We start from the raw sequence: 22,964 nt of genomic DNA on the forward strand, positions 1-22,964 counted from the left end.
TCTGGCAACTTTGCATATTTATCATATGGCAGAGTCTACCCCAGCCGCCCGCAATTCCAGCGCAAACCGGTGGCCATCGACGACGTTGCCTTCCACGATGGCAATATCGGGCACAGCCATTCCCTGCGCGAAACCGCAGCGTTCCAGCACGCGGATCGACGCCGCATTGCCGTCGATGGCGTAAGCGCACAGGCTGGCCAGCCGCCATTCGTCTTGCGCCAGGGCAATCAGGTACTGCAGCGCGGCCGTGGCCAGGCCCTTGCCCGCCTGCTGTTCCCCGATGCGGTAGCCGACTTCGGCTACGCCTTGCTCCCGGTCAATGTCCTTGAGGTTGGCGCGCCCGATCAACTGCCCGTATTCGTCCACGATGACGCAGGGGTGCATGCGCCCCTGTGCATGCTCGTCCAGGAATTGCGCGACGTGCGCGTGGATGCCGTCGATGCTGTAAAAAGCGTCCGGACGCCGGTCGATATGGCGCTCGAACCACGCCCGGTTGGCTTGCTCAAAGACCAGCAAGGGCGCGGCGTCGTCTGGGCGCAGGGTGCGTATGGCAAAGGTGCTCATGGAAACTCCTGGAAAAGCATGAGTCTAGTGACGCGTGGCACGGCCCGTCAATCTTGATTCCATGAATCAATATAAAGTGACAAACGCTACAATGGCCGCCATGAACAACGATCTGTCCGCTCCTGATGCGGCGCGCCTGCTGGGCGTCAGCCTGCCCACCCTGTATTCCTATGTGAGCCGGGGCTTGCTCGCTTCCGTCAGCAACGGTGCGTCGCGCCGCAAGCGCTATCCGCAGGAAGACGTGCTGCGCCTGGCGGCCCGTAAAAACGACGCCAAGCGCGGCGGCCAGACGGCCGTAGCCGCCATGCACTGGGGTTTGCCCGTGCTGGAGACGCGCATTTCCCACATCCTCGATGGCAGCTTGCTGTATCGCGGCTGCGATGCGGCGGCGCTGGCGCGACACGCGACGCTGGAAATGACCGCCAGCCTGCTGTGGGACGATGGTGCGAGTGACTATTTTCAGCAAGACGCGCCTGCCCAGCCGCCAGGGCTGGCCAGCGCACCCGATGCGCCGCCGCTGGCGCGCGCCATGCTGGCCATGGCCATGCTGACGACACCGGACATGCCGCACTCGCTGCAATCCGGCCCCGCCGTGATGCGCATCCTGGCCGCCGCCCTGCTGCAAACGGCGCCGTCCGCCATGCCGCTGCACCGGCAACTGGCCCAGGCGTGGCAAGCGGACGCGCAGCAGTCTGCATTGCTGCGCGCCGCCCTCGTGCTCCTGGCCGACCATGAATTGAATGCGTCGACGTTTGCCGTGCGCTGCGTCGCCTCGACGGGCGCCAGCCTGCCGGCCGCGCTGGGTGCGGGCTTGGCGGCCTTGTCCGGAGACAAGCACGGCGGCGGCAGCGCGGCGGCCAGGTGCATGTTGACGGCGGCGCTGGCCGCGCCCGATGCCAGGGCTGCCATCGCTACCTTTTACACAGCCATCGCGCCGGAATTCGCCGGTTTCGGCCACCCGCTGTATCCGCTGGGCGACCCGCGCGCCGCGTATCTGCTGGGAATCCTGTCCGCGATGTCGCGCGGGTACCCGCAGCTGCACGCCATCCTGGCCGCGTGCGCCATGGCGGGCGAGTTGCTCGAAGTAAAACCGAACGCCGACCTGGCGCTGGCGGCCATGGAACTGGCGTTCGGCTGGCCCGAGGGCGCGGGCATGAGCGTATTTGCGCTGGCCCGCTCGGCCGGCTGGATCGCCCATGCCATCGAGCAGGCAGACAGCGCGGTTCTGATACGGCCACGCGCCCGCTATATCGGGCGCCCACAGCGCGACTGAAAATTCACGCTTGATTTATTACGCATACGTAGTAGTATACTTCGCATGCGTACCAATACCTCATCCCAATCCGACCTCCCCGATGCCGCCGCCTGCCCGTTGGGCGAGCGTTCGCCGCGTCTGTTCAATCTGCTCAATCTGGCGCGCCAGAACCTGTTCCGCTCGGCCGATGCCGTGTTTACCAGCGAACTTGGGTTTTCCGGCACGCAAGTGGTCGCCTTGTTTGCCCTGAAAGGCGAGGAAGGCTGCCAATTGAAGGATCTGGGGCGGGCGCTGCAGCTGAAAAACTCGGCCGTCACGGGCCTCGTGACGCGCATGGAAGAAAACGGCCTCATCGTGCGCGGCCAGTCGGCGCTCGACGCGCGCGCCGGCACCCTGCACATGTCGCCCAGGGGCGGCGAGGTGCTGGCCGCCGCCCTGCCCCTGCTCGACAGCCTGAATGAACAACTGAAGCAAGGTTTCAGCGAGGAAGAACTGGCCGTCGTCGCCCGCTTCCTGCTGCATGCCTCGCGCCTGCGTTTCCAGCAAGACGTTTAACCCAACCTTCACCCCCACAGGAGTTACCATGCACCCCAACGACATGACCGGCTTGCAACTGATGCAAGCTTTCGCGCAAGGCCTGTTTCCCCGGCCCGGCATTTCCAAGACCATGCCGATGGACGCCCACACGATCGAGCACGGCAGGGTCATCTTCACGGCGACGGCGAATGAAAACCACACCAATCCCATGGGCGGCGTGCACGGCGGTTTTGCCGCCACCGTGCTCGACACGGTCACGGGTTGCGCCACGCACACGGTCTTGCCGGCCGGCGAAAGCTACGGCACGACGGACCTGAACATCAAGATGTGCCGTCCCCTGCCCTTCAACGTGACGGTCTACGCGGAAGGCAAAGTCATCAATGCGGGACGCAACCTGGTCATTTCCGAAGGCACGATCCGCGACGAAGCCGGTAAGGTGTATGCGCACGCGACGGCCACCTGCATGATCATCCGTCCGGCCCAGCGGGAACAAGCGGCCGCATGATCCGTATTGGCACCATCGAGGAAGCCTGGCTGGTGCTGCAGGCCATCCCAGAGTTCGACCAACGGCGCAGCATGGCGCAACTGCAGGAGCGCCTGCCTGCCGGCGCGCTGGTGCTGATCGCAGAAGCTGACGGCCAGCCCGTCGGCTGCAAGCTGGGGTATGGCGCCGAGGATGGCTCCTTGTATAGCTGGCTCGGCGGCGTGCTGCCCGCGCACCGCAAGACGGGCCTGGCGCAGTGGCTGCTGGAAGCCCAGGAAGCCTGGGCCAGCGAGCACGGCTTTGCGGCCGTCACCGTAAAATCGATGAACCGCTATCCCGCCATGCTGCGCGTGCTGATCCGCAATGGCTATCAGGTCCGACTGGTGGAGCACTTTGGCGACCCCGTCAGCGAGCGCATTCATCTCATCAAAGCCTTGTCCTAGAACGCTTCGTAAAATCACTTTCCTGTCTTCTACTTTTCAAAAGAGCAACAATGCCATACACTGAGTCATTCTGGCCGTTCGCTATCGGCCAGGATTCGGCCAAAAGCAGCCGTTTTTCTCGCCTAAAAATGTTGAGATCCAAAGGTAACATGAAGAGTATTGCTCAACTCGAAACCCTGTATTTCAAACTGCGTCATGGCTTTGTCAACGGTGTTGTGTGTGCCGCATGTGTCGATTGGGCAGTGGAGCGCCTGGACTTGGACGAAGAGGGCGATGACTTAGAGATAATCTTGCTGGCAAGTGCAAGAGGACTTGATGAGGTGCTGCCATTGGTAGAAGTGATCGTTGAGCGATATCTAGGTTCTGAGCGGCTCGATGACCAGCTGGCGGCGGGAAAATATATTGTAGAGCTCAGGAATGCTTATCTCCAAGGCAAGGAAACGATCTGGACAATCGACATGAAGCTGACACAGCTCTATTCGAAATTGGGATACCCAAATTGGCTAGGAATGCTGAGTCGGAATTGCGAATACGCGACAGACGTAAGCGCTTTCGAAGAGCCGTTCGAACTTGAATTCCACTACATTTCGACGCTATGGGGGAGTGTCTCCAGCCGCGCGGAGTTTGAGCAACATTACTGCGCCGAAATCTCCCAGGGACATGATGTCAAATAAAGGTCCGCAATGGGCCGATAGTCGCCAGCGACCGCAGTCGACCTGAAGCGGCCCCGAGCAATCACTGAAACTTAATGCAAATGTTGAATAAGAGACTTTTTGATGCTATTGCATCTGCGGTGGACCTGGATGACCCTGCGGAACAATTTTTAGCTCAGCGATTCATGATTGAGGCGATAGGAAGAGTGACTTCACAATTGCCTGAGGCTGCTAAATCCGTCGCAGCGGTGGCGAATCGATACATCACCGGCGCGGCGACGGCTGCGGAAGTTATTGCTGAGCGTGTACGCCTCCGGCGGGCAATTGAAGGGCGCGATCAATCGGACGAGCCCGACGTTTTGAAAATAAGAACTGCCATCTGCGTCTTGCATCCTATGGATATTGACGCTTCTGCCGAAACATTGGAGTATTTTTTTGAGTTTTGGCGGCGAGGAGGCTTGCCGCAGGCTGAGCTTAAGGCCGCTGTTCACAACAAGTATGGCATTTGAGGTAGCTTCAGCCGGCCAGGTCTCGCCTTCGGAACTTGAAATGCATCCTTTTCTTTGAGGTCAAATGATGGCTAAAAAGATCGCCTTTATTGTCCTCGGGTTCCTGGTTGGCATCGCATTCGATATGGTGCCTCATGCGGTTGAGGTCGTTGCAAAGAGCAACGTTTGTCGCGAATCATGCTCCAACTCGCTAAAAATCGTGTCAGTCGTCATCTATGCGATCTTGCCAATCGCATGGGCTGGACTCTTGGGAATCGTGATTGGAAAGCCTCGCGCACAACGAATACTGTTCATCAGCGCCCTATTCTCTCTGCTGATCATGGCAGTATTAACCTGGTTTCTCTACAAGCAGCAGCACCCATGATTATTATCAGGCGTTCCGTCACCTGCTGAAGGCGCGCCGCAAGGTCTTGTCGGCCGCCTCACCCCGCCGGTTTCTTCTTCGCCTTCAATAAACTTCCCGCCGCATTTTCCTCGAAGCGGCCCGCCTCTTCTATATAGCCATGCACGGTGCCGTCGTGGCGCCAGCCGCCCTGGCGCTTGATGGCCTGGAAATCGGCGCCGGCCCGGTGGGCGCTGGTAGCCATGCCGCGGCGCAGGCTGTGGCTCGACAGTTCCGGCACGTAATCGAGTTCGGACAGCCTGGCGCAGCTTTCCAGTATGGTATTGATGCTGCTCGCGTGCAGTGCTTTCGCGCTGACATGGCCCCATTGATTGACGGGGCGCAACAGCGGCCCCGTGCGGATGTGCGCTGCGGCCAGCCAGGCGCGCAAGGCCGTGGCCGGGCAGCAGACGCCGTCGCCGAACGGGATCGCCTTGACGATGCCCTCCCCCAGTTGATCCGTTTTCGAGCGGGGCAAGGTGATCACCATGCCCTGCGGCTCCCAGCTCACGTCTTCGACAGTCAACCCCGCCAGTTCGCTGCGCCGGAAACCGCCAAAAAATCCCAGCTGCAGCAAGGCGCTGTCGCGCAAGGCCTTGACGCTGCCCAGCGCGGCCAGTCTGGCGACGATCAGCTCCAGGTCTTCCAGCGGCAGGGCCTTGGCCTTTTTCTTTGGCTTGCCATGCAGGCGCGCGATGCCGGCCAGGGTCTTGCGCACGGTGGGCGTGGATGCCGGGTCGGTAAAGCCCTGGTACACATGCCATTGCGACAGGGCCGTCAGGCGCAGGGCCAGGGTGCGGGCGTTCAGGCTGTCCGCATACGCCAGCAGGTAGCGGATGACGGTGGACTCGTCGGCGGGCAGCGCCCCGCCCCAGACCTGGAAGTGGCGGATGGCGGAACGGTAGGTGCGGCGCGTGTTGTCGGACGTGGCGGCGGCAAGAAACGCCTGGTGGCGCGCGGCCAGCTCGGCATCGATCAGGGCGCCGTGTAACGGCGCCACGGCGATGGCGGCGCTTTTGGGCGCGGCGGCGCGGCGCTTGGAAAGGGGCAAATCGGGCATGGAATCGCTGAAATCGGGCTGGTGTACTGGGAAATACGCAGAATACCATGCAAACCACCCCCATAACCCGCGATAAGCAACCTTATCACGATATATATTTTTCAAAAAAGATCAAAATTTATATCGTAATATTATGCGATATTACGTATCATGTAATACGTTACTAAATTTCGTTCATAGGTGATTTCATGGCCCGCACCGGCATTCTGTACTCTGATGTTATGAAAGCAGCCCAAATCGTCGCTGCCGATGGGCGCAATCCCACGGTCGACAGCGTGCGCGAAGCGCTGGGCAGCACGGGCAGCAAGAGCACCATCGCTCCCCTGCTGAAACGCTGGAAGGAAGAGTTCCAGGGCGTGGGCGCCGTGAAAACGGAATCAGGCTTGCCGGCAGAACTGATGGAAGCGATGCGCGGCGTGTACGACAAGCAGCAGCGCGACGTGGCGCAGCAGCTGGAAACGGGCATGCGGGAAAACCGCGCCGAACTCGATGCGGCTTTGGCGCAGCTGAAGAAGACGGAAACGGAACGCTTGAAACTGACGGAGGCGCGCGCCGCCCTCACCCAGGAATTGCGCGCCACGCAGCACGCGCTGGCGCAATTGAAGGAAGAACACCATTTCCGCGCCGTCACCCTGGCCACCTTGCACAGCGATAACGCAGGCTTGACGCAGCGCCTGGCCGACCGGGGCGAGGAAATCGCCGCCCTGAACCGCCAGCTGGCGCAGGTGCGTTCGCAGTTCGACCATTACCAGGAAGCGGCTGCCACGCAGCGCAGCGAGGAACGGGCCCAGGCTCAGCAACGGACCAGTCGCCTGGAACAGGACAACGCCCAGCTGCAGCAGCGCCTGCAAGGCCAGCAAGCGACGCTGGTGCAGCAAGACATGCGCCTGGCGCAGCTGCAGGCGGAACAAACGACGCTGGCGGCCCAGGCCGCGGCAGACCGCGAAGCCCTGGCGACCGTGCGTCCCGAGCGCGACCAGTTCGAATTTCAATACTTGCAGGCGGCCGCGTCCGCCGACGCGCTGCTGGCCAAGCTCGACACGGCCCTGCTGGCGCTGAACGACGCCAAGGTGGCGCTGGCCGCGCAAGACCGGCAACTCGACATGCTGGCGGAAAACGGACAACTATCGCAACAGAAAATGGAAGCATTGGCGCAGGAGCGCGACGGCTTGCTGCGCGACAATGCCGGCATGGCGGCCAGGCTGGGACTGCTAAGCGACAACAAGGAGCAACGCCGGGTTTGAGTGCTGATGGCCTGGGATAGCTACGACAGCCCCAGGACGGGCATCGCCCGCCATCAGGGCTTGCCCCGCTATTTCGCCTGTCCCATGACGGCCGACGGGGCAAATATGTGCCGCATTTCACGTTGACGCCGAAAGGCGCGCCGCTCGAGCAAAATTATGACCGTGCTGCCATGGATGCCACGTTTGGCAAAGCGGACCCGGCTGGCGGCGCCTGCTTGCGCGCTTCCGACACGCCCAGCACGAACAGGACGACCCACAGCAGGACGCCAAAATAATCGAGGAAATCGAGGCTGGCGAGGAACACGGCGGTATCGTTCGGGTCGCGCGGCCGGTAATGCACGCGGATGTGCGCGCCTGGCGCCATGCTGGCCAGGCGCCAGGCTGTGACGGCCTGTTCGCGGTGGCAGCCGGCGTTGCCTATCCGCGAGACGCCGATGCGCGAGCTGCGGTAGGCCTTGCCATCCACGCTGTAGCGGTAGCTGAGCTTGACGCACCAGTCCTGCGACTTTCCTGTGCGCTGATACATGCTGCTGCGTACGATCTCGGCGCTGGTCACGGGCCAGGCTGGCGAGGCGAGCTTGTCATACGCGCGCCAGAAGGAAAAATACGCGGTGGGAAGGGCGAGCAGGATCAGGAACCAGCCCATCATTCTCGCCAGGGCGGGGTCGATGGCGCCAGGGTCTTTCATCGCCCGGGCGGTGCGGCGCGGTAGCGCACCCATATCCACGCGCCGAGGATATCCACGCCGCCATCGCCGGCGTCTTCGACCCAGCCCGCGCGCGCATACAAGCGCCGCGCGCCCGTATTGGCCAGCTGCGTCTTGAGGCTCAGCCGGGGACCGAAGCGCGCCGCCACGGCGGCCAGCAGCTGTGTGCCGATGCCCAGTCCGCTATGCGCCGGGTGCACATATAAATGGTGCAGGAAATGCTCGGGCGCGTCGCCCGTGTGCACGGCCGCAAAGCCGGCGACGATGCCGTCACGCTCGGCAACGAGGATTTCTTCGCCTTGCGTCGCTGCCGTGAAAGCGGCGGCGCTGGCGACAGGGCCAAAGGTATCGCGCCCCGCCAGCGCCAAGATGGCGGCGCAGGAAGGCGTGTCCGCCAGCGCGAATGGCCGAAGCGTGGCTGGCGTCATGCGGCGGCGCGCAAGCGAGGCGATGCCGTGGCGAAATGAGGACGAAGCATGGCGGGCGCGTATCAGTTATCGGAATGCCATTATACGGTCACAAACGGCGGTTCAGCACGCTGTCGATATCGTGGGTTTTCAATTCCACTTCGAGCGTGCCGTCTTGCAGCCAGTAACCGTCGTCCCCCTGGCGTAGCGCGTCCAGGTCGAGCGTGCCCAGCGCTGGCGGGATGGCGCCGGCGAGAACAGCGGCTGCATCGTCCCAGGCCGCATACAACAGTTTCAGGTACCAGCCGTCGTCGTGGGCAAAGGCGAGGAAGCGGTTTTGCAGGGCCGCCAGCCCCGTGCGCCGCGACGCGGCGTCGTGGTATGCCAGCGCCGCGGCCACGTCCCCATCCTGGGGCGGCGGCGCCGCGCCCTGCCAGTCGGCCCAGGCATGGCTGCCGCAGGCGTGCAGGTCTTCCTGGGCCAGGGCCGGCAACTGTTGCCGCGCCAGGGTCTGGTAGCCGGCCGGCTTCCTGGCCGTCCCGGCGCTGCCCTTGCGCAGCACGATGCCGCCGGACTCGCCGAGGGCGGGGAGAAAATCCTTGAATTCGATGCCGGAAGCGACCAGCATGCGCTCGGCCGGGTCGTGCCACAGATACAGATAATGTCTCAAGTCGGAGTCCGTTTGGGTTTCGGTGTCGTATTCAGCGCCACGGCGGCGCGTATCAGCGCCTTGAACGCCGCCGTATCGAGGTGCGCGCCTTCGTGCAGGTCGATGGCCCGGCGCGTGTTGCCGTCCAGGCTGGCATTGAACAGGCCGGCCGGATCGGGCAAGGCGGCGCCCTTGGCGAAGGTGAGTTTCACGGCCAGTTTATAGGTTTCGCCTGTGCAAATCATGCCCGCGTGCGACCAGACGGGCACGCCGCGCCATTTGACTTCCTCGACCACGTCCGGGTCCGCCTGGCGTATCAGTGCGCGCACCGTGGCCAGCGTCTTGCCGCGCCAGTCGGCCAGCGCGGCGATTTTCGCGTCGATCAGGCGAGCAGCGGATTCGGCGCTCACCGCCCCATCCTGGGACTGCGTAGTTGGCTCTGCTTTTTTCATGGCGGTGATCTCCTTTCCTGGCTTGCCTGTGCCCGTGTGCGCCTGCCTTACGGCGCGGGATCGGCCATGCAAGCGGCCAGCGAGCTGATGAACTGGTCGCGCAAGGCCTGGTACTGCGCATCCGTCGCGAATTCCCGTTTGTCCGCCGGCTGGTTGAGCAGATAGGCGGTGGCGACCGTCCCGCTGGCGGCATGCAGCAAGGTGTATAAACTGATGATGCCCGCCGATTGCGTGACATTTGGATTGTTCAATCCTAGCACTTCCACGCCCTGGCGCGTGTCCGTTTCCAGCGACACTAATTGCGGCGCCTTGCTGTTGGCGGCCATCTGCTGCATCTGCGCCACGATGGTGTCGCGGTCGGCGGCAAACCTGCCTTCGGCGCTGCGTTCGATTTTCAGGTTCACCAAGGGCAAGCTACCCTTGCGGAACAGCATCAGCCGGTAGCCATCGGCCGTCGATACCCGCCCCTCTCCCGTCGCCAGCTTGACGCTGCGCGTCGTCACGTGCGCGGGCAGGCGGTCCTGCTGCCGGAACTGGAACTCGCTGCGGTTGATGCATTGCGCCAACGGCCCCAGGGGATCGGCCGTGCGGTCTTGCGCCTGGGCGGCCAGGGCGGCAACGAGCATGGGAATGGCAAGCAATGGGCGGTGATTCATGAGCGGCATCAGTCCAGGAGTGAAGGTGCCGCGAGCATAACCGTCCATATTGCCAGAAGGCAAATGTTTAGTTGCCATCCTCTAAAGCCCGTGTGCATGGCATCTTAATAGGAAATTCACCTGGCCCGCGTAGCATTCAGATTGGCAAGGCTCTCATTGTGCAGCGCCTGCCCTTTTCCGGCTGAATCATGAATGACATCGCTTTACCCCTGCACCACGGCGCCGCCGTGCCGCACCCGGCCAGCGGCCACCGCCTCAAAGCGGCGCTGGGCGCCCTCTTCTTTCCCCGCCAGCGCACGCGCTGGCAAGCTTTCCTGGGCAGCATGCCCGGCCTGAACTCGCTGGCGCAGCTGCATCCTTGCTTGCGCTTCAAGATTTACCGCCCTTACGCCTCGCGCCGGCTCGGTTGCACGGACAGGCTGGCCTTGCTGGAAGGCCATTACCGTTTCCTGTGGCAAGCCGGGGCGCGCGCCCTGGTCGAGCGGGCCGCGCGCCAGCCCGTGGTGCTGGCCGCGTTCGAAGGCAAGGATGGGGCGCTGTACCGCTTGCAGCTGACGGCCATCCACGACAGCTACCGCGAAGGCGAACTGTGCCTGCGCCTGACGCGCGACGGCCAGCCGTTCTACCTGGCCAGCTTCCTGTTCCTGCCGCGCGCCGATGGCGTGTCCCTGCAACTGGGCGCGCTGCAAGGCTTGCGCTCGGAAGCGGGCGCGCAAGCCGTGAAGGCGGCCACGCGGGCGCTGCACGGTTGCCGCCCGAAAAATCTGATGGTGACGGCCCTGCGCGATTTCGGCGATTTTTTTGCCTGCAATAACCTGTTTTTGATCAGCAATGACAACCGCATCGCCCTGAATGCGCGGCGCCGGCGCCATATCGCCGCCGATTACGACCTGGCATGGCAGGAATTGCATGCCTTGCGCATGCGCGACGGTAATTATCACCTGCCCTGCGCGCCCTACCGGGCGCCCGACCTGGCCGACGTGCCATCGAAGAAACGGGCCGATGCGCGTCGGCGCGGTGAATTGCTGCAGTGCATGTCTACCGACATGCGCGCGCAGCTGGCGTGCCTGCTGGAAGCGCCGATGGCTGAACATTGAGCAAACGCAAGCCTTGCCATACCGGCAAACATAAAACTCAGGCAACCTTCATGTTGGGCCCGTATCCTTCACCAGGCATGCCAGCCACCTTCCCCATGCGCCGGCGTGCCTTCGATCCACTCTGGACAAGGTTACCCATGACACCCACTTTCGCCCTCCTCCCCCTTTGCCTCGCCGGCAGCGCCGCCCTGGCCGCGCCCGCGCTGGACGACGCCGTGCGCCAGCGCGCGGAAGAACTCACGCGCACGGGCTTGCACGCCAGCATCGTCATCGCCGTGATCGAAGGCAAGGACAGCGCCGTGTATGGTTTTGGCAGCAGCCATGCAGGCAAGAGCGCCAAGCCTGGCGCCGACACCGTCTACCAGATCGGTTCCGTCACCAAGACCATGACGGCCTTGCTGCTGGCCAACGCCGTCGTCGAAGGCAAGGCCAAGCTCGACGAGCCCGTGGCAGCCTTGTTGCCGGGCTATACCGTGCCTGCCTTCGATGGAAAAACGATCAGCCTGCTCGACCTGGCCACGCATTATTCCTCGCTGCCGCGCTTGCCCGACAACTTCGCGCCCAAGGACCCGGCCAACCCGTATGCCGACTACACGGAAGCGAAGCAGCGGCAGTTTCTCGCCGCCTACCACCTGCCGCGCGCGCCAGGCACGGCCTTTGACTACTCGAACATCGGCTACGCCGTGCTGGGCACGGCCCTGGCGGCCCAGGCCGGCACCAGCTATGAAGCGCTGCTGCAAAAGCGCATCGCCGTGCCGCTCGGCATGCGTTCCACCTCGAACAAGCCCACGCACGGCATGCTGGCGCGCCTGGCGCCCGGCCATCTGCTGTCGGGCGAAGCCACGCCCGCCTGGGATTTGAATGTGGTGGCGCCGGCCGGCGGCGTGTATTCCAGCGCCCGCGACATGGTCGCCTACCTGCAGGCGTATATGTTCAAGCCGCTGCGCCCGTATGCGCTGGCGATCCAGCCGCAGCGTCCGGTGGCGTCTGGCGACGACACGAAAATCGGCCTGTCCTGGCTGCTGGAACAGCGACAGGGCCAGGCCTACGCCTGGCACAGCGGCCAGACGGGCGGCTACAGCAGCTATGCGGCGTTCACGACGGACGGCAAGCGGGGCGTGGTGGTGCTGACGAATACGGCGCGCGACGTCGATGCGCTGGGCTTGTCCACCTTGCTGCCCGGCACGCCCCTGCCGCCGCTGAAAAAGCCGCAAGCGGCCATCGACGTGCCGCGCGCCGCGCTCGCCGAGTACGTTGGCGAGTATCCACTGGACAAGGATTTCACCTTGACGGTGAGCCTGGGCAAGCAAGGCCTGGAAGCGGCCGGTACGGGCATGGGATCCGCCCCCTTGTTTGCCAGCGCGAAAGACCTGTTCTTCTTCCGCGCCATCGACGCGGAACTGGCGTTTACGCGCGATGCGGCGGGCAAGATCGCCAGTGCCGTGCTCAAGCAAAGCGGGCAGGACACGGTCTTGCCGCGCAAGGAGTAATAAGACCAAGCCTCGTCTGTAGGCTTGATCTTGCGTCTGCAATTTTTAATCAATTCCCACGTTAATGCATAAATACTAGATAGAAATTACTTCCTACGCACCGCTTAAGAAAATAAAATATCTTGCCACAATGGAAAATAATTCATACAACCGCATAAAAAAGAAAGTTCTATAGTTGAACACTATTATAAAGATGTTGGGCAATACTTCTTGCCCTATCTTGAACTCCAGAACTTTCGGGAAATTTCTCTCCAACCAAAGCCTTGGCCAATGGATAACCCTTTCCCTCTAATTTCTTAATTTTCTCAGAAACTGTTAAGTTCATAAGTTCTTCTGAATTTGTTTTTTCATCAACCAGTAATAAATTTCCTATGCTGCCAACAACATCAGAACTTAACCCATCCTTCATGGTTGATTCTGAAATTATATGCTCAATACTCATTGCATCATGATTTATGTCAATTCCACCAAACTTGTCGCCAAATTGTTTTGAAAGACAATACTTAATAATGCCCTTATTTTTTGTCTTACTAGATAAGTAAGATAACTCTAAAAACTTCACCTCAAATTCCTCATATTGCGGCAATTTTGTCCTCAGGGAATTAAAGAGACTAGATATAATGGCCTGAATGTCATCATTTCCTTTCGCTCCGGTTAGGGAAATCGCATGACTCGAATACGTTGTAGCAATAACACCTGACGATCTCTGCGAAGTAATAGCATTAAATACAAAATGAAAATATTCTAGCTTCCTCAGGCACGCCTTTAAATTTCTTAAGGTGAGTCGCTTTTCATAATAGGCTCGCAATAGAGCCAGTGTCATAGATGATTGTTGCTTCACCTTAAATAGTCTTAATGCCTTAAGAGACTCTCTGACATCAGTTTCTTCCCTGCTCCACTCATGGGCACCAGGATCGATCAATTTGCAATAAATAGCTGCTGCATGATTTAATTTCTTAAGTAAATCATTCGCATTCTTTTCATCCTCGGATACATATTTTGAAATTGCTGAAAATAATTTCTTGTCAGTAGTGTAGTTGTATTCAGAGATCCAAAAATGCAAAAGAAATGAGTCAATTATTTCCGACTCACTTGCATCATCGAATTTCCTAATCAATGAATTCCAAGATTCTTTCGCCGAATCCAATTTCGCGTTACCTTCCTTTATCTTGCTTAACAATAGATTTTTCACTAAATCCGATGTACGCAAATCACGTCCTCGAGCATTTAAGGTTTCAAATATCAGATGCGCATCACTTTTATTGTCTAGCTGAATAAAAACAAGCTTCAAGGATAGCACCTTATCCCGAATTTCCTTCAACTTTAGAATGGGGTCTGGAACATCCACCGGAAACATACTTATTTGACCACCACTTTCGGAATTGGAGGTTGGAACCTCATCCTCCAATCGCGCACAAATAATCTCAAATGCATTTTTTAACTTTTGTTCCTCAATTCCCACATCGCAATCTATTTTTAAGCCATTGAAAGATTGAATGTGATCTTGGAGGTAAGGGAATGATGTATCGGCATCTAATATGAACTCAGCCTCATTATCTATGTTCGGTTGCTCAACAAATTTATGCACACCTTTTGCCAGATTATCTTCACCCAGTCTTAAAAAGGAATTCCTTATTGCAGACAGCATAAGAGTAATAGTCGTTAATCTCTGTTGACCATCGACAATTCCAAAATATGGCTTTCTTTCCTGGTACACGACCATCGATCCAATGAAATAATTTTCTGAAACATCATTAATTATATCGTTCCAAAAATTTTCCACTTCATCTCTTTCCCAAGAGTAAGGGCGTTGGAAGCGTGGTATCTGGAAATATCCTAGTGAGAAAATGTCTTGTATTTGCTTATCGTGGGCTTCAATTTTCATCTGAATTTAACTTGAAATTTAATAAATTTTAGGGTGATAAGAAAGAATATTTCTCGTTTACAATGATGTCTTTGAGATTTCACCATCAAGCATATAGTTTTCGATTACTTTTATCAATTCAAGTCGGGATTTTGTTCTAAATTCTCCCAGAAATACTTCAGAATTCATTTTTTTCTTATCTTGACGATCAAATGCCACTTTGCAAAATTCAACAACGAACTCGCCATCGGGGTCGTCTTCCGGCTCGAAGTGCGAATTGAAGCAGTAACCGCTGTCGCGGCAGCTGCCCCACAGCAGCAATGCGCTGCTGAACCATTCCATGGTGTCCGGCCCCGGCTCCACCTCGAACAGGGTGTTGACAGTGATGTGCCAGCCGCCCGGTACGCGCAGCGGCTGCAAGGGATAGGGAAAGCGTGGCGGTTTCATGGGGACGGTGGCGCGCGGCGCGTTTGATAAAAGGCAAGGAATTGCGCGGCCGGCAGCGCTTTGGCGAACAGCCAGCCCTGGCCGAATTCGACTTTGCGTTCCAGCAAATAATCGGCTTGCTGCTGCGTTTCGATGCCTTCGGCCACGATCAGCATGTTCAAGGTGCGGGCCATGGCGATGATGTGCGGCGTGACGCTGCTGGTGGCCGCATCCGTGCCGATGGTATCGACGAAGGATTTGTCGATCTTCAAGGCGTCGAGCGGCAGGTTTTGCAGGCTCGACAGGCTGGAATAGCCGGTGCCGAAGTCGTCGATGGCCACCGCATGGCCGCGCGCCCTGGCCTTTTCGATGGTGGCGCGCGCCGCGTCCACGTTGATGAAGCCCCGCTCCGTCGCTTCCAGCCAGATCTGCTGCGCCTCGATGCCCGTGCCGGCCAGGGCCCGCTCCAGCACGTCGAGCACGCGGCCCGTTTCGATATCGCTGGCGCACAGGTTGATGGCGATGTGCAGCTCGCGGTCGGCCAGCAGCGCGGTGCGCATGTCGGCGATGACGCAATCGATCACCTGGTCGGTGATGGGTAGAATCAGGTCGCCTTCCTCGGCCACGGGGATGAACAGGTCGGGCCGTATCATGCTGCCATCGGGACGGCGCCAGCGTATCAGCGCCTCGGCGCCCACGCACACGCCCGTATCGAGCGCGATGATCGGTTGATAATGGACAAAGAATTCGCGCCGGTCGATGGCGATGCGCAACTCTCCCATCAGCGACAAACGGCGGCGCGACAGCCACACGACGATGCCGACGAGGAAGGCGGCCATCAGCAGGCCCAGCGGCAAGAGCAGCAGCTGTTCGCGCCGCAGCCTGTCGTTCAGCTTGCTGCGCGGTTCGATCATGACGGCCGTCAAGCCATCGCGGTACAGCATGGCATGGATGCTGCCGTCCGGTACGGCGCCGGCCGCCGCCGGCTGGCCGGCCAGCAAGGCTTGCACCAGCGCCGGGTCCGGATGGTGCAAGGTGTCGAGCACGCCCCGCTTGCCGATGGCCACGGCCATCTGGATGTCGCTGTCGACGATGACGTCGGAAAAGCGCACGGGATCGATCAGCACCTTGTAGGCGCGATACGACAGCCCCACCATGCGCTTGCCGCCGCTGACGACGGGGCGCAGGTCGAAATCGAGGCCCATGCCATTGTCCAGGGTAAAGTCAGCGGGCGTGACGGCGATGCGCTCTTCCTCGATGCCCGTGGACGTGCATTTGAGCAAGCCGTTTTCCACATAGCCGATATCGTCGATGCTGCGCGTGGTGATGGTGATGCGGCGCAATTGCTGGACATGGGCTTCCGAACACGGCGCCAGCTCCAGCGCATCGGCGCTGCGCAGGGCCATGCTGGCCGAGGCGATCGAACGGTGGGCGCGCTCGAGCGCGTAACCGGCCAGCAGGCGTAGGCGTTCCTGCTCGCCCTGCTCGGCCCGCACGGACGACAGGTAGAAGGCCAGGCTCAGGGGAGCTGCCACGCCGATGACGGCCACCAGCACGCTGGTGATGATAATGCGTTTTCTGCGCATGCAATTCCCGCGGTAGTTATATGAATGCCATGTATTTCCTGATGGCATCATATTACAAGCAGAGGCCGCGCACGCAGAACTTGCTGAACAGTTACACTTTTTCCAGCGGCCTTGCCAGCACGAACACCAGCGCCGCCACCACGGCCGCGAGGCCGCCAGCCAGGTACAGCACGCTGGCAAAGCCGTCGATGAAGGCGTGGCGCGCCGCTTCCTGCGCCACGGATTGCAGGGCGGGCGGCAGCTGGCCGAAGGCGTCGGATGCGTTGCCGGCGACGATGCGCCCGATCATTTCCGGCGAAGCCTTCAAGCCGTGCAGCCACGCCAGTTGCTCGAACGAGGCGGCCGTGCGCATGGCCAGCACGGCGCCCAGCGCGCCCACGGCCAGCACGATGCCGACAAAGCGGGTGGTGGTGCTGATGCCGGAGCCCATGCCCGTGCGCTCGCGAGGGATGCAGGCGAGGATGGCCTTTTGCGTGGTGCCGTTGAGCAATCCGGCCCCCGCCCCCGTGACGACCATGCCCGCCGCCACCCAGCCGTACTGCAGGCTGGCGGCGGCCAGGGCCGTGGCCACGTTGCCCACGGCGACGATCAACAGCCCCGTCACGAGGATGCCGCGGTCGTCCAGGTAATGCATGGCGCGCGGCGCCAGGCGCGACAGCACGACCATGGCGACGGCAAACGGCAGCATGGCGCAGCCGGCCAGCACGGCGGAAAAGCCGAAGGCGTTCTGCAAATACAGGGGCAGGAACGTCATCATCACTTGCGCGGCGATGGCGTAGCCGAACATGCCCAGCACGGCGCCGACGAACACGCGCCGGCCAAACAGGGATAAATCGACCATGGGCGCGCGCTGGCGCCGCTCCACCAGCACGAACACCAGCAGCAGCGCCGCGCCGGCGGCAAAGCGCAGCAAGGTGGCGCGGCTGGACCAGCCCGCCACGCTGGCGTCAATCAGGCCCCAGATGATGCAGAACAGGCCGGCGGAAAACAGCAGCGCGCCAGCCGGGTCGAAGCTGGCGTTGGACGCATCCTTCGATTCATCCACGTGCCTGCTAACCAGCCACATCAAGATGGCCACGACAGGCAGGTTCAGGTAGAAAATCCAGCGCCAGTTGATGGCGCTCGTGATCAGGCCGCCCAAGAGGGGCGCCACCGTCATGGCCACGCCCATGGCCGCGCCCCACACGGACCAGGCGCGCGCCCGCTCCTTTTCCGCATGAAACGTGTGGCCGATGACGGCCAGCGCGGAGGTGAGCAGCAGCGCGGCGCCGAGTCCCTTGACGGCGCGCGCCACGTTGAGCACGAACGGCGTCCACGCCAGGCCGCACAGCAGGGACGCCAGCGCGAACACGGCCAGGCCAAACAGCATCACCCTGCGCCGTCCCAGGCGGTCGGCGATGCTGCCGGCTGGCAACAGGAATGAGGCGAACGCCAGCATGTAGGCGCTGACCACCCATTCCACGTCGACGAAGCTGGCGTTGAGCGAGCGGGCGATCGACGGCAGCGAGACGGCCACCACGTTGGTGTCGAGCATGATCAGCGCGCACACGCCCGAGCACGTATATAAGGTCCAGTTGGTATTCTTCATGCCCCGATTGTAAGCACGCTTGTATTATTTCCTGTTATAAGATGATCGCCTTATAATTCACTGATGGTGAATACAGACAAAGACATGGAATTGCGGCATTTCCGCTGCATACTGGCCGTCGCGCACAGCCTGCACTTCGCGCGGGCCGCTGCCGAGCTGGGAATTTCGCCGCCCGCGCTGACCAAGCAGGTGCAGGAAACGGAAAGCCTGCTCGGCACGCGCCTGTTCCAGCGCAGCAAGCGCGCCGTGGCCCTGACGGCGGCCGGCGAATTGTTCGTCATCGAAGCCACCCGCGCGCTGGGGCAGCTGGCGCAGGCGCAGGAAGTGGCGCGGCGCGCGGGACGGGGCGAGCTGGGACGGCTGGAAATCGGCTATGTGGCCTCGGCCGCCTACTCAGGCGTGCTGCAGGACCAGTTCGCCCGCTTTCGCGCCAGCCACCCCGGCATCCACATCGGTGCGCGCGAATACGCGATGGATGCCCTGCCCGGCTTGCTGGACCAGGGCCGGGTGGACCTGGCGTTCGTGCGTCCGCCCCTGCACTTGCCGGACGGACTCGACAGCGTGGTCTTGCTGCGCGACCGCTTCGTGCTGGCCGTGCAAGCGGACAGCCCGCTGGCACGCCTCGGCGTGGCGGGGCCGGCCGCGCTGGCGCAGCAGGCGTTCATCGTGCCGGAACAGGAATTGGGAACCCTGGAGGCGAGCCGGCGCGGCGGCTTTGCGGCACAGGTGGTGTCGCGCCCAGGCAGCCTGGTGGCCGTGCTGACGGAAGTGTCGCTGGGCGTGGGCTGCGCCATCGTGCCCCACTCGGTGATGGCCAGCGTGCAATTGCCCGGCGTGTGTTTCCGCGAGCTGGAAGGGCCGCAGATCAGCTCGGAAATCGCCGTGGCCTTCCGCCGCCACGAACAGGCGCCCGCCGCGCGCGCCTTCATCGCCCAGCTGCGCGCGGCGGCGCTGACTTAAGGTCGAACGCCCTTCAATACGGCCACGGCGTAGGTGCAGGCGGTGGCCGTTTCATTCATGAACACGCAGTCGGCCGGCGGGCCCAGTTCCAGGCAGTCGCCCTCGTCCAGCACGTGGCGGGTCTCCCCTTCGAGGAAGACGAGGCTGCCGCTGAGCGACCAGACGAGTTGCCGCCGCGACGCATAGGCGGCGGCCGGCATGGCCACCACGGCGCCGGGCGGCAAGGTAATATGCACGAGGTCGAGCGGCATGTCGGACGCGGGCGACACGTGGCGCCGCACATAGCCGCTCTGCGGGTCGATCCACACGGGCTGCTCAGCCTGGCGCAGCAAGCGCCCTGCGCGCATTTCGGCGCGGGCGATCAATTCGGACATGCTCAGGTCGAAGGCGCCCGACAGGCGCGCCAGCAAGGTGGCCGTGGGGCTGCAATCGCCCCGCTCCACCTTGTGCACCATCGCGCGCGACACGCCAGAGCGGGCCGCCAGCTCCGTCAGCGACCAGCCCAGGCTTTCCCGCTCGAGGCGTACCCTGGCGCCGATGCGCTGGTTCAATTCGTCTGGTTTAGTGGACATAATCAGGATTTATTGGACAAAAGCGTGGGCGGCAATCTATGATTTGTCCATTATAGTAGACGCCTAGCAAGGAGAGCAACATGCAGATACGCGATGCCCACGCGGGCGACATCGAGGCCATCACGGCCATCTACAACGATGCCGTCAGCAATACCCTGGCCATCTGGAATGAACGGACGGTCGATGCGGCCAACCGCGCCGCCTGGCTGGCCGACCGCGAAAAGGCCGGCTATCCCGTGCTCGTCGCCATCGATGCGGAAGGAACTGTCGCTGGCTACGCCTCGTTCGGCGACTGGCGCCCGTTCGAAGGCTTTCGCCATACGGTCGAGCATTCCGTGTACGTGCGCGCCGATCGGCGCGGCGCCGGGGTCGGCAAGGCCTTGATGGGGGAATTGATCGCGCGGGCGCGCGGCCTGGGCAAGCACGTGATGGTGGCGGGCATCGAAGCGGGCAATGCCGGCTCGATCGCCCTGCACAAGCAGCTGGGCTTCGAAGAGGTGGGACTGATGCGCCAGGTAGGCACCAAGTTCGGCGCCTGGCTGGACCTGGCGTTCCTGCAGCTGCAGCTCGATACGCGCAGCGATCCGGACGGCGTCGCGCCGCCCGGTTGAGGTCAAACAAATATCAAGGAGCGCGCATCAGAGATCGATCTCCGGTGGCGGGCGGCGCAGCGCCATATGTTCCCACACGGCCACCAATACCAGCACGCAACTGGTGATGCAGGCCAGGGTCAGGGGCGAATACAGCCGGCCATACGCCATCGGGATCAGCGCCAGGATGATCAAGATGCCCAGCAGGTGCGACAGCGGCGGCGTGGCGCGGTCGTTGCTGACCCATTTAAACAAGGCATTGCCCAGCAGATACAGGATCGGGCCGCCCAGCAAGGCGCTGATGCCAGCGAAGCTCGCCTCGTCCGGATGCACGAGGGCCAGCTCGTCGGCCACGGCGGAAACGATCACGCCGCCCACGATCAGCACGTGGATATACGTGTAAGCCTTGCGGGCGATGCGGCCCGGATCCTTCGAGTGGGCGATGCGGTGGTGGCCCGCCTCGGCGCCCGTGTCGAAATAGATCCACCACATGGCGATGCTGCCGACCAGGGCCGACAAAAAGCCCAGCCAGTTGGCGGCCGTCCATTCCAGGCCGGCGAAGGTGGCGCCCGTCACCAGCAGCGATTCGCCCAGGGCGATGATGACGAACAGCGCGCAGCGCTCGGCCATGTGGCCGCCGTCGACATCCCAGTCGGCCGTCGAGGAACGGCCCAGGCCCGGCATGCCGAACTGCATCCAGGGACCGGCCAGGTCGATCAGCAGGGCCGCGCCCCACCAGAAGATGCGCTGCTCGGGCGACGCGATGCCGCCGGCGATCCAGAAGATGCCGGACAGCACGGCCCACAGGGCGATGCGCTGGAAATTGCGGCGGCGCGACAGTTCCTCATGGCGCACGGCCCACCAGGCGAACAGGGGCCGGCCCACCTGCATGGCGACGTAGGCGCCCGCAAAGCCGAGGCCCCGCGTGCCGAACGCTTCGGGAATCGAGGCCGACATGAGCAAGCCGCCCAGCATCATGGCGAACAGGCTGATGCGCACGGGGATGCGTTCGGGATCGAGCCAGTTGGTGATCCACGAGGTAAAGATCCACACCCACCAGACGGCCATCAACAGCAGGCCCGTCTGCAGCCAGCCCATGGCGCTCAAGTGCGCCAGCAAGCCGTGCGACAGTTGCGTGACGGCAAATACGAACACGAGGTCGAAGAACAGCTCGATCATGCCCACCTTGCCGCTGTCCTGCACGCCGCGCTGGCGCAGCAGGGAAATGCGATTATTCATTTTTTTCCTTGCATAAATACCGGACCGGCGCCCGCGGCGCTGGCCAAAACGGCACGATGATAGCAGATGGGGATGGCGGCCATGGCGACGCCCTGCGGTCGGCATGCGTTTGCTCTTCCGGCCGAATTTCGTTACGATGGGCCGCATGCGCGGGACACCACCTCCACCATGTATCAGCTGAATTGGCGCGGCCCCTGGCTCGCTGCCGCGCTGCTGCTATCGCTCGGCGGCGACGCCCCGGCGCTGGCGCGCCAGCTGGCCGAACCGGCCCCCGCGTGCCGGGCGCCGCAAACCATGGCGCTGACGGTCAACAGCGACGCCATCGCCACGGCCACCAACGATATCAATGACAACACCCAGGTGGCGCTGCGCGCCAACGGCACCGCCTACTGGACGGTTTTATTGTCGACAGCGAATATCCTGCTGCAGCTGGGCGCCGACCGCGGCGATACCATCGTGACGTTCCAGAAAGGACTGACCCTGCGTTTCCAGGCGCTCGGTCCGCAGCAATATCAAATCCTCATCGATGGCCCCATCCTCGATGACGGCACGCAATACACGCTGACTGGCAAGGTGGTAGCCGTTTTTGAACGCTGTCCGGCCCTGCCCGCGCCGGCCGCGCAATAAAGCCGCGCAGGCTATCTATTTAAATCAATAAACCGTTTATATTCAATTGCATTTCCTATCCCGCTTGCCTGCCGCCGCGCAAAATGGCCGGCGGCGCATTCCCGTGCCGCGTCTGGAAGCCGCATTATTCTTGCCTTCGCGACAATTCGAGAGAATCGCGCAAAAAAATAGGCATAGAATCGCTACTCGTCATGCGCAAGAGCCGGCATGGTTATATTACGAATAGCCGGAAACTACTTTTTTGAATAAGCAAATACGAAATATATTAATCAATTCCGGATTGATTAATATCAAATATCTTGTCTTTATTTGAAATTGCGTATTGTCCCGCCATATTTTTATGGCATGGTCGCAAAGCCGTCGCAATACCATTTCCACCGACTTACCCAACTGCCCCGAACCTGTCGGCCACGGGGCGCCCACCGCAAGTGCAGGCCGATATCACCTCATGGAGAATGTCATGTCTAACTTACCTCGCGTCGAAGTCACCAACCATACGCTGGCCTCCGGCCAAAGCGTCACCACCAACACCACGCCGAACAGCATCGCGCTGTCCATCGCCAGCAGCGACAGCAACAACCAGACCGGCATCGCCTTCCAGTTCCAGGGCCGCACCACGTACTGGAATCCCAGCGTCAGCACGGGTTTCACCACGGCCAAGCTGGCCAGCGACACGGGCAACGGCGTCGTCACGTGGAAAGCCGGCCTGACGGTCACCTACTCGCCGCAAAGCACGGGCCTGTATAACGTGCTGCTCTCCGGCGACATCGTCGACAGCGGCACCTTGTATAGCTACACGGGCTTCGTGCTGGCCACCTTTACCTCCAACTCGCAGTAAGCGGCGGTTCCGCGCCCGCCTGCGGGCGGGCGCTCCGGATGGCCGCCCGCCACCGCATCCAGGCAAGCCGCCTGGCCATCCGACGC

The 22,964-nt window shown here is 61.4% G+C and carries 26 protein-coding genes and 1 pseudogene; 14 read left to right on the forward strand and 13 right to left on the reverse strand.

Going from position 1 to position 22,964, the window contains the following annotated elements; all coding sequences use genetic code 11:
• Positions 1–21 precede the first annotated feature (21 nt).
• Complete coding sequence (locus tag CLU94_RS27360; RefSeq protein ID WP_099668005.1) at positions 22–564, reverse strand: GNAT family N-acetyltransferase; 543 nt, start codon at positions 562–564, stop codon at positions 22–24.
• A 76-nt stretch (positions 565–640) separates the two neighbouring features.
• Here CLU94_RS27360 and CLU94_RS27365 point away from each other — a divergent pair, with 76 nt between their 5' ends.
• The 7 genes from CLU94_RS27365 to CLU94_RS27395 all read left to right on the forward strand — a co-directional run bounded on the left by CLU94_RS27365 (position 641) and on the right by CLU94_RS27395 (position 4,809).
• Entirely contained in the window at positions 641–1,837 is a 1,197-nt protein-coding gene (locus CLU94_RS27365) for a citrate synthase (protein WP_257219028.1), read from the forward strand.
• 45 nt (positions 1,838–1,882) lie between these two features.
• On the forward strand, positions 1,883–2,374 hold the full coding sequence (locus CLU94_RS27370) for a MarR family winged helix-turn-helix transcriptional regulator (protein ID WP_099668006.1): 492 nt from the start codon (positions 1,883–1,885) through the stop codon (positions 2,372–2,374).
• Between the two features lie 28 nt (positions 2,375–2,402).
• On the forward strand, positions 2,403–2,861 hold the full coding sequence (locus CLU94_RS27375; protein WP_099668007.1) for a PaaI family thioesterase: 459 nt from the start codon (positions 2,403–2,405) through the stop codon (positions 2,859–2,861).
• The gene (locus CLU94_RS27380; RefSeq protein WP_099668008.1) at positions 2,858–3,283 is read left to right on the forward strand and encodes a GNAT family N-acetyltransferase; all 426 of its coding nucleotides are present in this window, start codon (positions 2,858–2,860) and stop codon (positions 3,281–3,283) included. The genes CLU94_RS27375 and CLU94_RS27380 overlap by 4 nt, the downstream gene beginning before the upstream one ends.
• A 50-nt stretch (positions 3,284–3,333) precedes the next feature.
• A complete protein-coding gene (locus tag CLU94_RS27385; protein ID WP_143451575.1) occupies positions 3,334–3,957 on the forward strand; it encodes a hypothetical protein in 624 nt (207 codons plus the stop codon).
• Between the two features lie 74 nt (positions 3,958–4,031).
• Positions 4,032–4,445 (forward strand): hypothetical protein, encoded by a 414-nt coding sequence (locus CLU94_RS27390; protein WP_099668010.1) that lies wholly within the window; start codon positions 4,032–4,034, stop codon positions 4,443–4,445.
• A 64-nt stretch (positions 4,446–4,509) separates the two neighbouring features.
• Positions 4,510–4,809 carry a hypothetical protein gene (locus CLU94_RS27395; protein WP_099668011.1) on the forward strand — a complete coding sequence of 100 codons (300 nt, stop codon included), beginning with the start codon at positions 4,510–4,512 and terminating at the stop codon, positions 4,807–4,809.
• Positions 4,810–4,867: 58 nt separating this feature from the next.
• Here CLU94_RS27395 and CLU94_RS27400 read toward each other — a convergent pair whose 3' ends face one another.
• Positions 4,868–5,887 carry a tyrosine-type recombinase/integrase gene (locus tag CLU94_RS27400; RefSeq protein ID WP_099668012.1) on the reverse strand — a complete coding sequence of 340 codons (1,020 nt, stop codon included), beginning with the start codon at positions 5,885–5,887 and terminating at the stop codon, positions 4,868–4,870.
• A 221-nt stretch (positions 5,888–6,108) separates the two neighbouring features.
• On the opposite strand from CLU94_RS27400, the gene CLU94_RS27405 reads away from it, so the two are divergent.
• Complete coding sequence (locus CLU94_RS27405; RefSeq protein WP_257219029.1) at positions 6,109–7,131, forward strand: DNA-binding protein; 1,023 nt, start codon at positions 6,109–6,111, stop codon at positions 7,129–7,131.
• 154 nt (positions 7,132–7,285) lie between these two features.
• Here CLU94_RS27405 and CLU94_RS27410 read toward each other — a convergent pair whose 3' ends face one another.
• The 5 genes from CLU94_RS27410 to CLU94_RS27430 all read right to left on the reverse strand — a co-directional run bounded on the left by CLU94_RS27410 (position 7,286) and on the right by CLU94_RS27430 (position 10,001).
• Entirely contained in the window at positions 7,286–7,819 is a 534-nt protein-coding gene (locus tag CLU94_RS27410) for a DUF3592 domain-containing protein (RefSeq protein ID WP_180278793.1), read from the reverse strand.
• Positions 7,816–8,265: a GNAT family N-acetyltransferase gene (locus tag CLU94_RS27415; RefSeq protein WP_099668015.1), complete on the reverse strand. Its 450-nt coding sequence runs from the start codon at positions 8,263–8,265 to the stop codon at positions 7,816–7,818. The genes CLU94_RS27410 and CLU94_RS27415 overlap by 4 nt, the downstream gene beginning before the upstream one ends.
• Positions 8,266–8,353: 88 nt before the next feature.
• The gene (locus tag CLU94_RS27420; RefSeq protein ID WP_099668016.1) at positions 8,354–8,914 is read right to left on the reverse strand and encodes a hypothetical protein; all 561 of its coding nucleotides are present in this window, start codon (positions 8,912–8,914) and stop codon (positions 8,354–8,356) included.
• Positions 8,911–9,345, reverse strand: coding sequence for a DUF1801 domain-containing protein (locus CLU94_RS27425; RefSeq protein ID WP_099668017.1), 435 nt, complete (start codon positions 9,343–9,345; stop codon positions 8,911–8,913). The genes CLU94_RS27420 and CLU94_RS27425 overlap by 4 nt, the downstream gene beginning before the upstream one ends.
• 47 nt (positions 9,346–9,392) lie before the next feature.
• Positions 9,393–10,001 carry a hypothetical protein gene (locus CLU94_RS27430; RefSeq protein ID WP_143451576.1) on the reverse strand — a complete coding sequence of 203 codons (609 nt, stop codon included), beginning with the start codon at positions 9,999–10,001 and terminating at the stop codon, positions 9,393–9,395.
• Positions 10,002–10,189: 188 nt separating this feature from the next.
• Here CLU94_RS27430 and CLU94_RS27435 point away from each other — a divergent pair, with 188 nt between their 5' ends.
• Positions 10,190–11,098, forward strand: a complete 909-nt coding sequence (locus CLU94_RS27435; protein WP_099668019.1) for a VirK/YbjX family protein — start codon at positions 10,190–10,192, stop codon at positions 11,096–11,098.
• A 137-nt stretch (positions 11,099–11,235) separates the two neighbouring features.
• Positions 11,236–12,588 carry a serine hydrolase gene (locus tag CLU94_RS27440; RefSeq protein ID WP_180278794.1) on the forward strand — a complete coding sequence of 451 codons (1,353 nt, stop codon included), beginning with the start codon at positions 11,236–11,238 and terminating at the stop codon, positions 12,586–12,588.
• A 169-nt stretch (positions 12,589–12,757) separates the two neighbouring features.
• On the opposite strand, the gene CLU94_RS27445 is transcribed toward CLU94_RS27440, so the two are convergent.
• The 4 genes and pseudogenes from CLU94_RS27445 to CLU94_RS27460 form a co-directional block, all read right to left on the reverse strand.
• Complete coding sequence (locus CLU94_RS27445; protein WP_099668021.1) at positions 12,758–14,473, reverse strand: DUF262 domain-containing protein; 1,716 nt, start codon at positions 14,471–14,473, stop codon at positions 12,758–12,760.
• Positions 14,474–14,530: 57 nt separating this feature from the next.
• On the reverse strand, positions 14,531–14,899 hold the full coding sequence (locus CLU94_RS27450; RefSeq protein WP_143451577.1) for a hypothetical protein: 369 nt from the start codon (positions 14,897–14,899) through the stop codon (positions 14,531–14,533).
• Entirely contained in the window at positions 14,896–16,464 is a 1,569-nt protein-coding gene (locus CLU94_RS27455; RefSeq protein WP_099668023.1) for an EAL domain-containing protein, read from the reverse strand. The genes CLU94_RS27450 and CLU94_RS27455 overlap by 4 nt, the downstream gene beginning before the upstream one ends.
• A 91-nt stretch (positions 16,465–16,555) precedes the next feature.
• Positions 16,556–18,055 (reverse strand): annotated as a pseudogene (locus CLU94_RS27460) (MFS transporter); the annotation flags it as partial.
• Positions 18,056–18,115: 60 nt separating this feature from the next.
• Here CLU94_RS27460 and CLU94_RS27465 point away from each other — a divergent pair.
• Positions 18,116–19,012, forward strand: coding sequence for a LysR family transcriptional regulator (locus tag CLU94_RS27465; RefSeq protein WP_257219030.1), 897 nt, complete (start codon positions 18,116–18,118; stop codon positions 19,010–19,012).
• Here CLU94_RS27465 and CLU94_RS27470 read toward each other — a convergent pair.
• Positions 19,009–19,584, reverse strand: coding sequence for a helix-turn-helix domain-containing protein (locus CLU94_RS27470; RefSeq protein WP_099668025.1), 576 nt, complete (start codon positions 19,582–19,584; stop codon positions 19,009–19,011). The two genes, CLU94_RS27465 and CLU94_RS27470, sit on opposite strands and share 4 nt — an antisense overlap.
• An 80-nt stretch (positions 19,585–19,664) precedes the next feature.
• Between CLU94_RS27470 and CLU94_RS27475 the strand changes: the two genes are divergently transcribed.
• Complete coding sequence (locus tag CLU94_RS27475) at positions 19,665–20,195, forward strand: GNAT family N-acetyltransferase (RefSeq protein ID WP_099668026.1); 531 nt, start codon at positions 19,665–19,667, stop codon at positions 20,193–20,195.
• Between the two features lie 27 nt (positions 20,196–20,222).
• On the opposite strand, the gene CLU94_RS27480 is transcribed toward CLU94_RS27475, so the two are convergent.
• Entirely contained in the window at positions 20,223–21,413 is a 1,191-nt protein-coding gene (locus tag CLU94_RS27480) for a low temperature requirement protein A (RefSeq protein WP_099668027.1), read from the reverse strand.
• A 168-nt stretch (positions 21,414–21,581) separates the two neighbouring features.
• Between CLU94_RS27480 and CLU94_RS27485 the strand changes: the two genes are divergently transcribed.
• Together CLU94_RS27485 and CLU94_RS27490 are read left to right on the forward strand one after the other, a co-directional pair.
• The gene (locus CLU94_RS27485; RefSeq protein WP_143451578.1) at positions 21,582–22,040 is read left to right on the forward strand and encodes a hypothetical protein; all 459 of its coding nucleotides are present in this window, start codon (positions 21,582–21,584) and stop codon (positions 22,038–22,040) included.
• Positions 22,041–22,500: 460 nt separating this feature from the next.
• Positions 22,501–22,878, forward strand: a complete 378-nt coding sequence (locus tag CLU94_RS27490) for a hypothetical protein (RefSeq protein WP_099668029.1) — start codon at positions 22,501–22,503, stop codon at positions 22,876–22,878.
• Positions 22,879–22,964 lie beyond the last annotated feature (86 nt).

Source organism: Janthinobacterium sp. 13 (assembly GCF_002749695.1).
GTDB classification, from domain to species: domain Bacteria; phylum Pseudomonadota; class Gammaproteobacteria; order Burkholderiales; family Burkholderiaceae_D; genus Janthinobacterium; species Janthinobacterium kumbetense.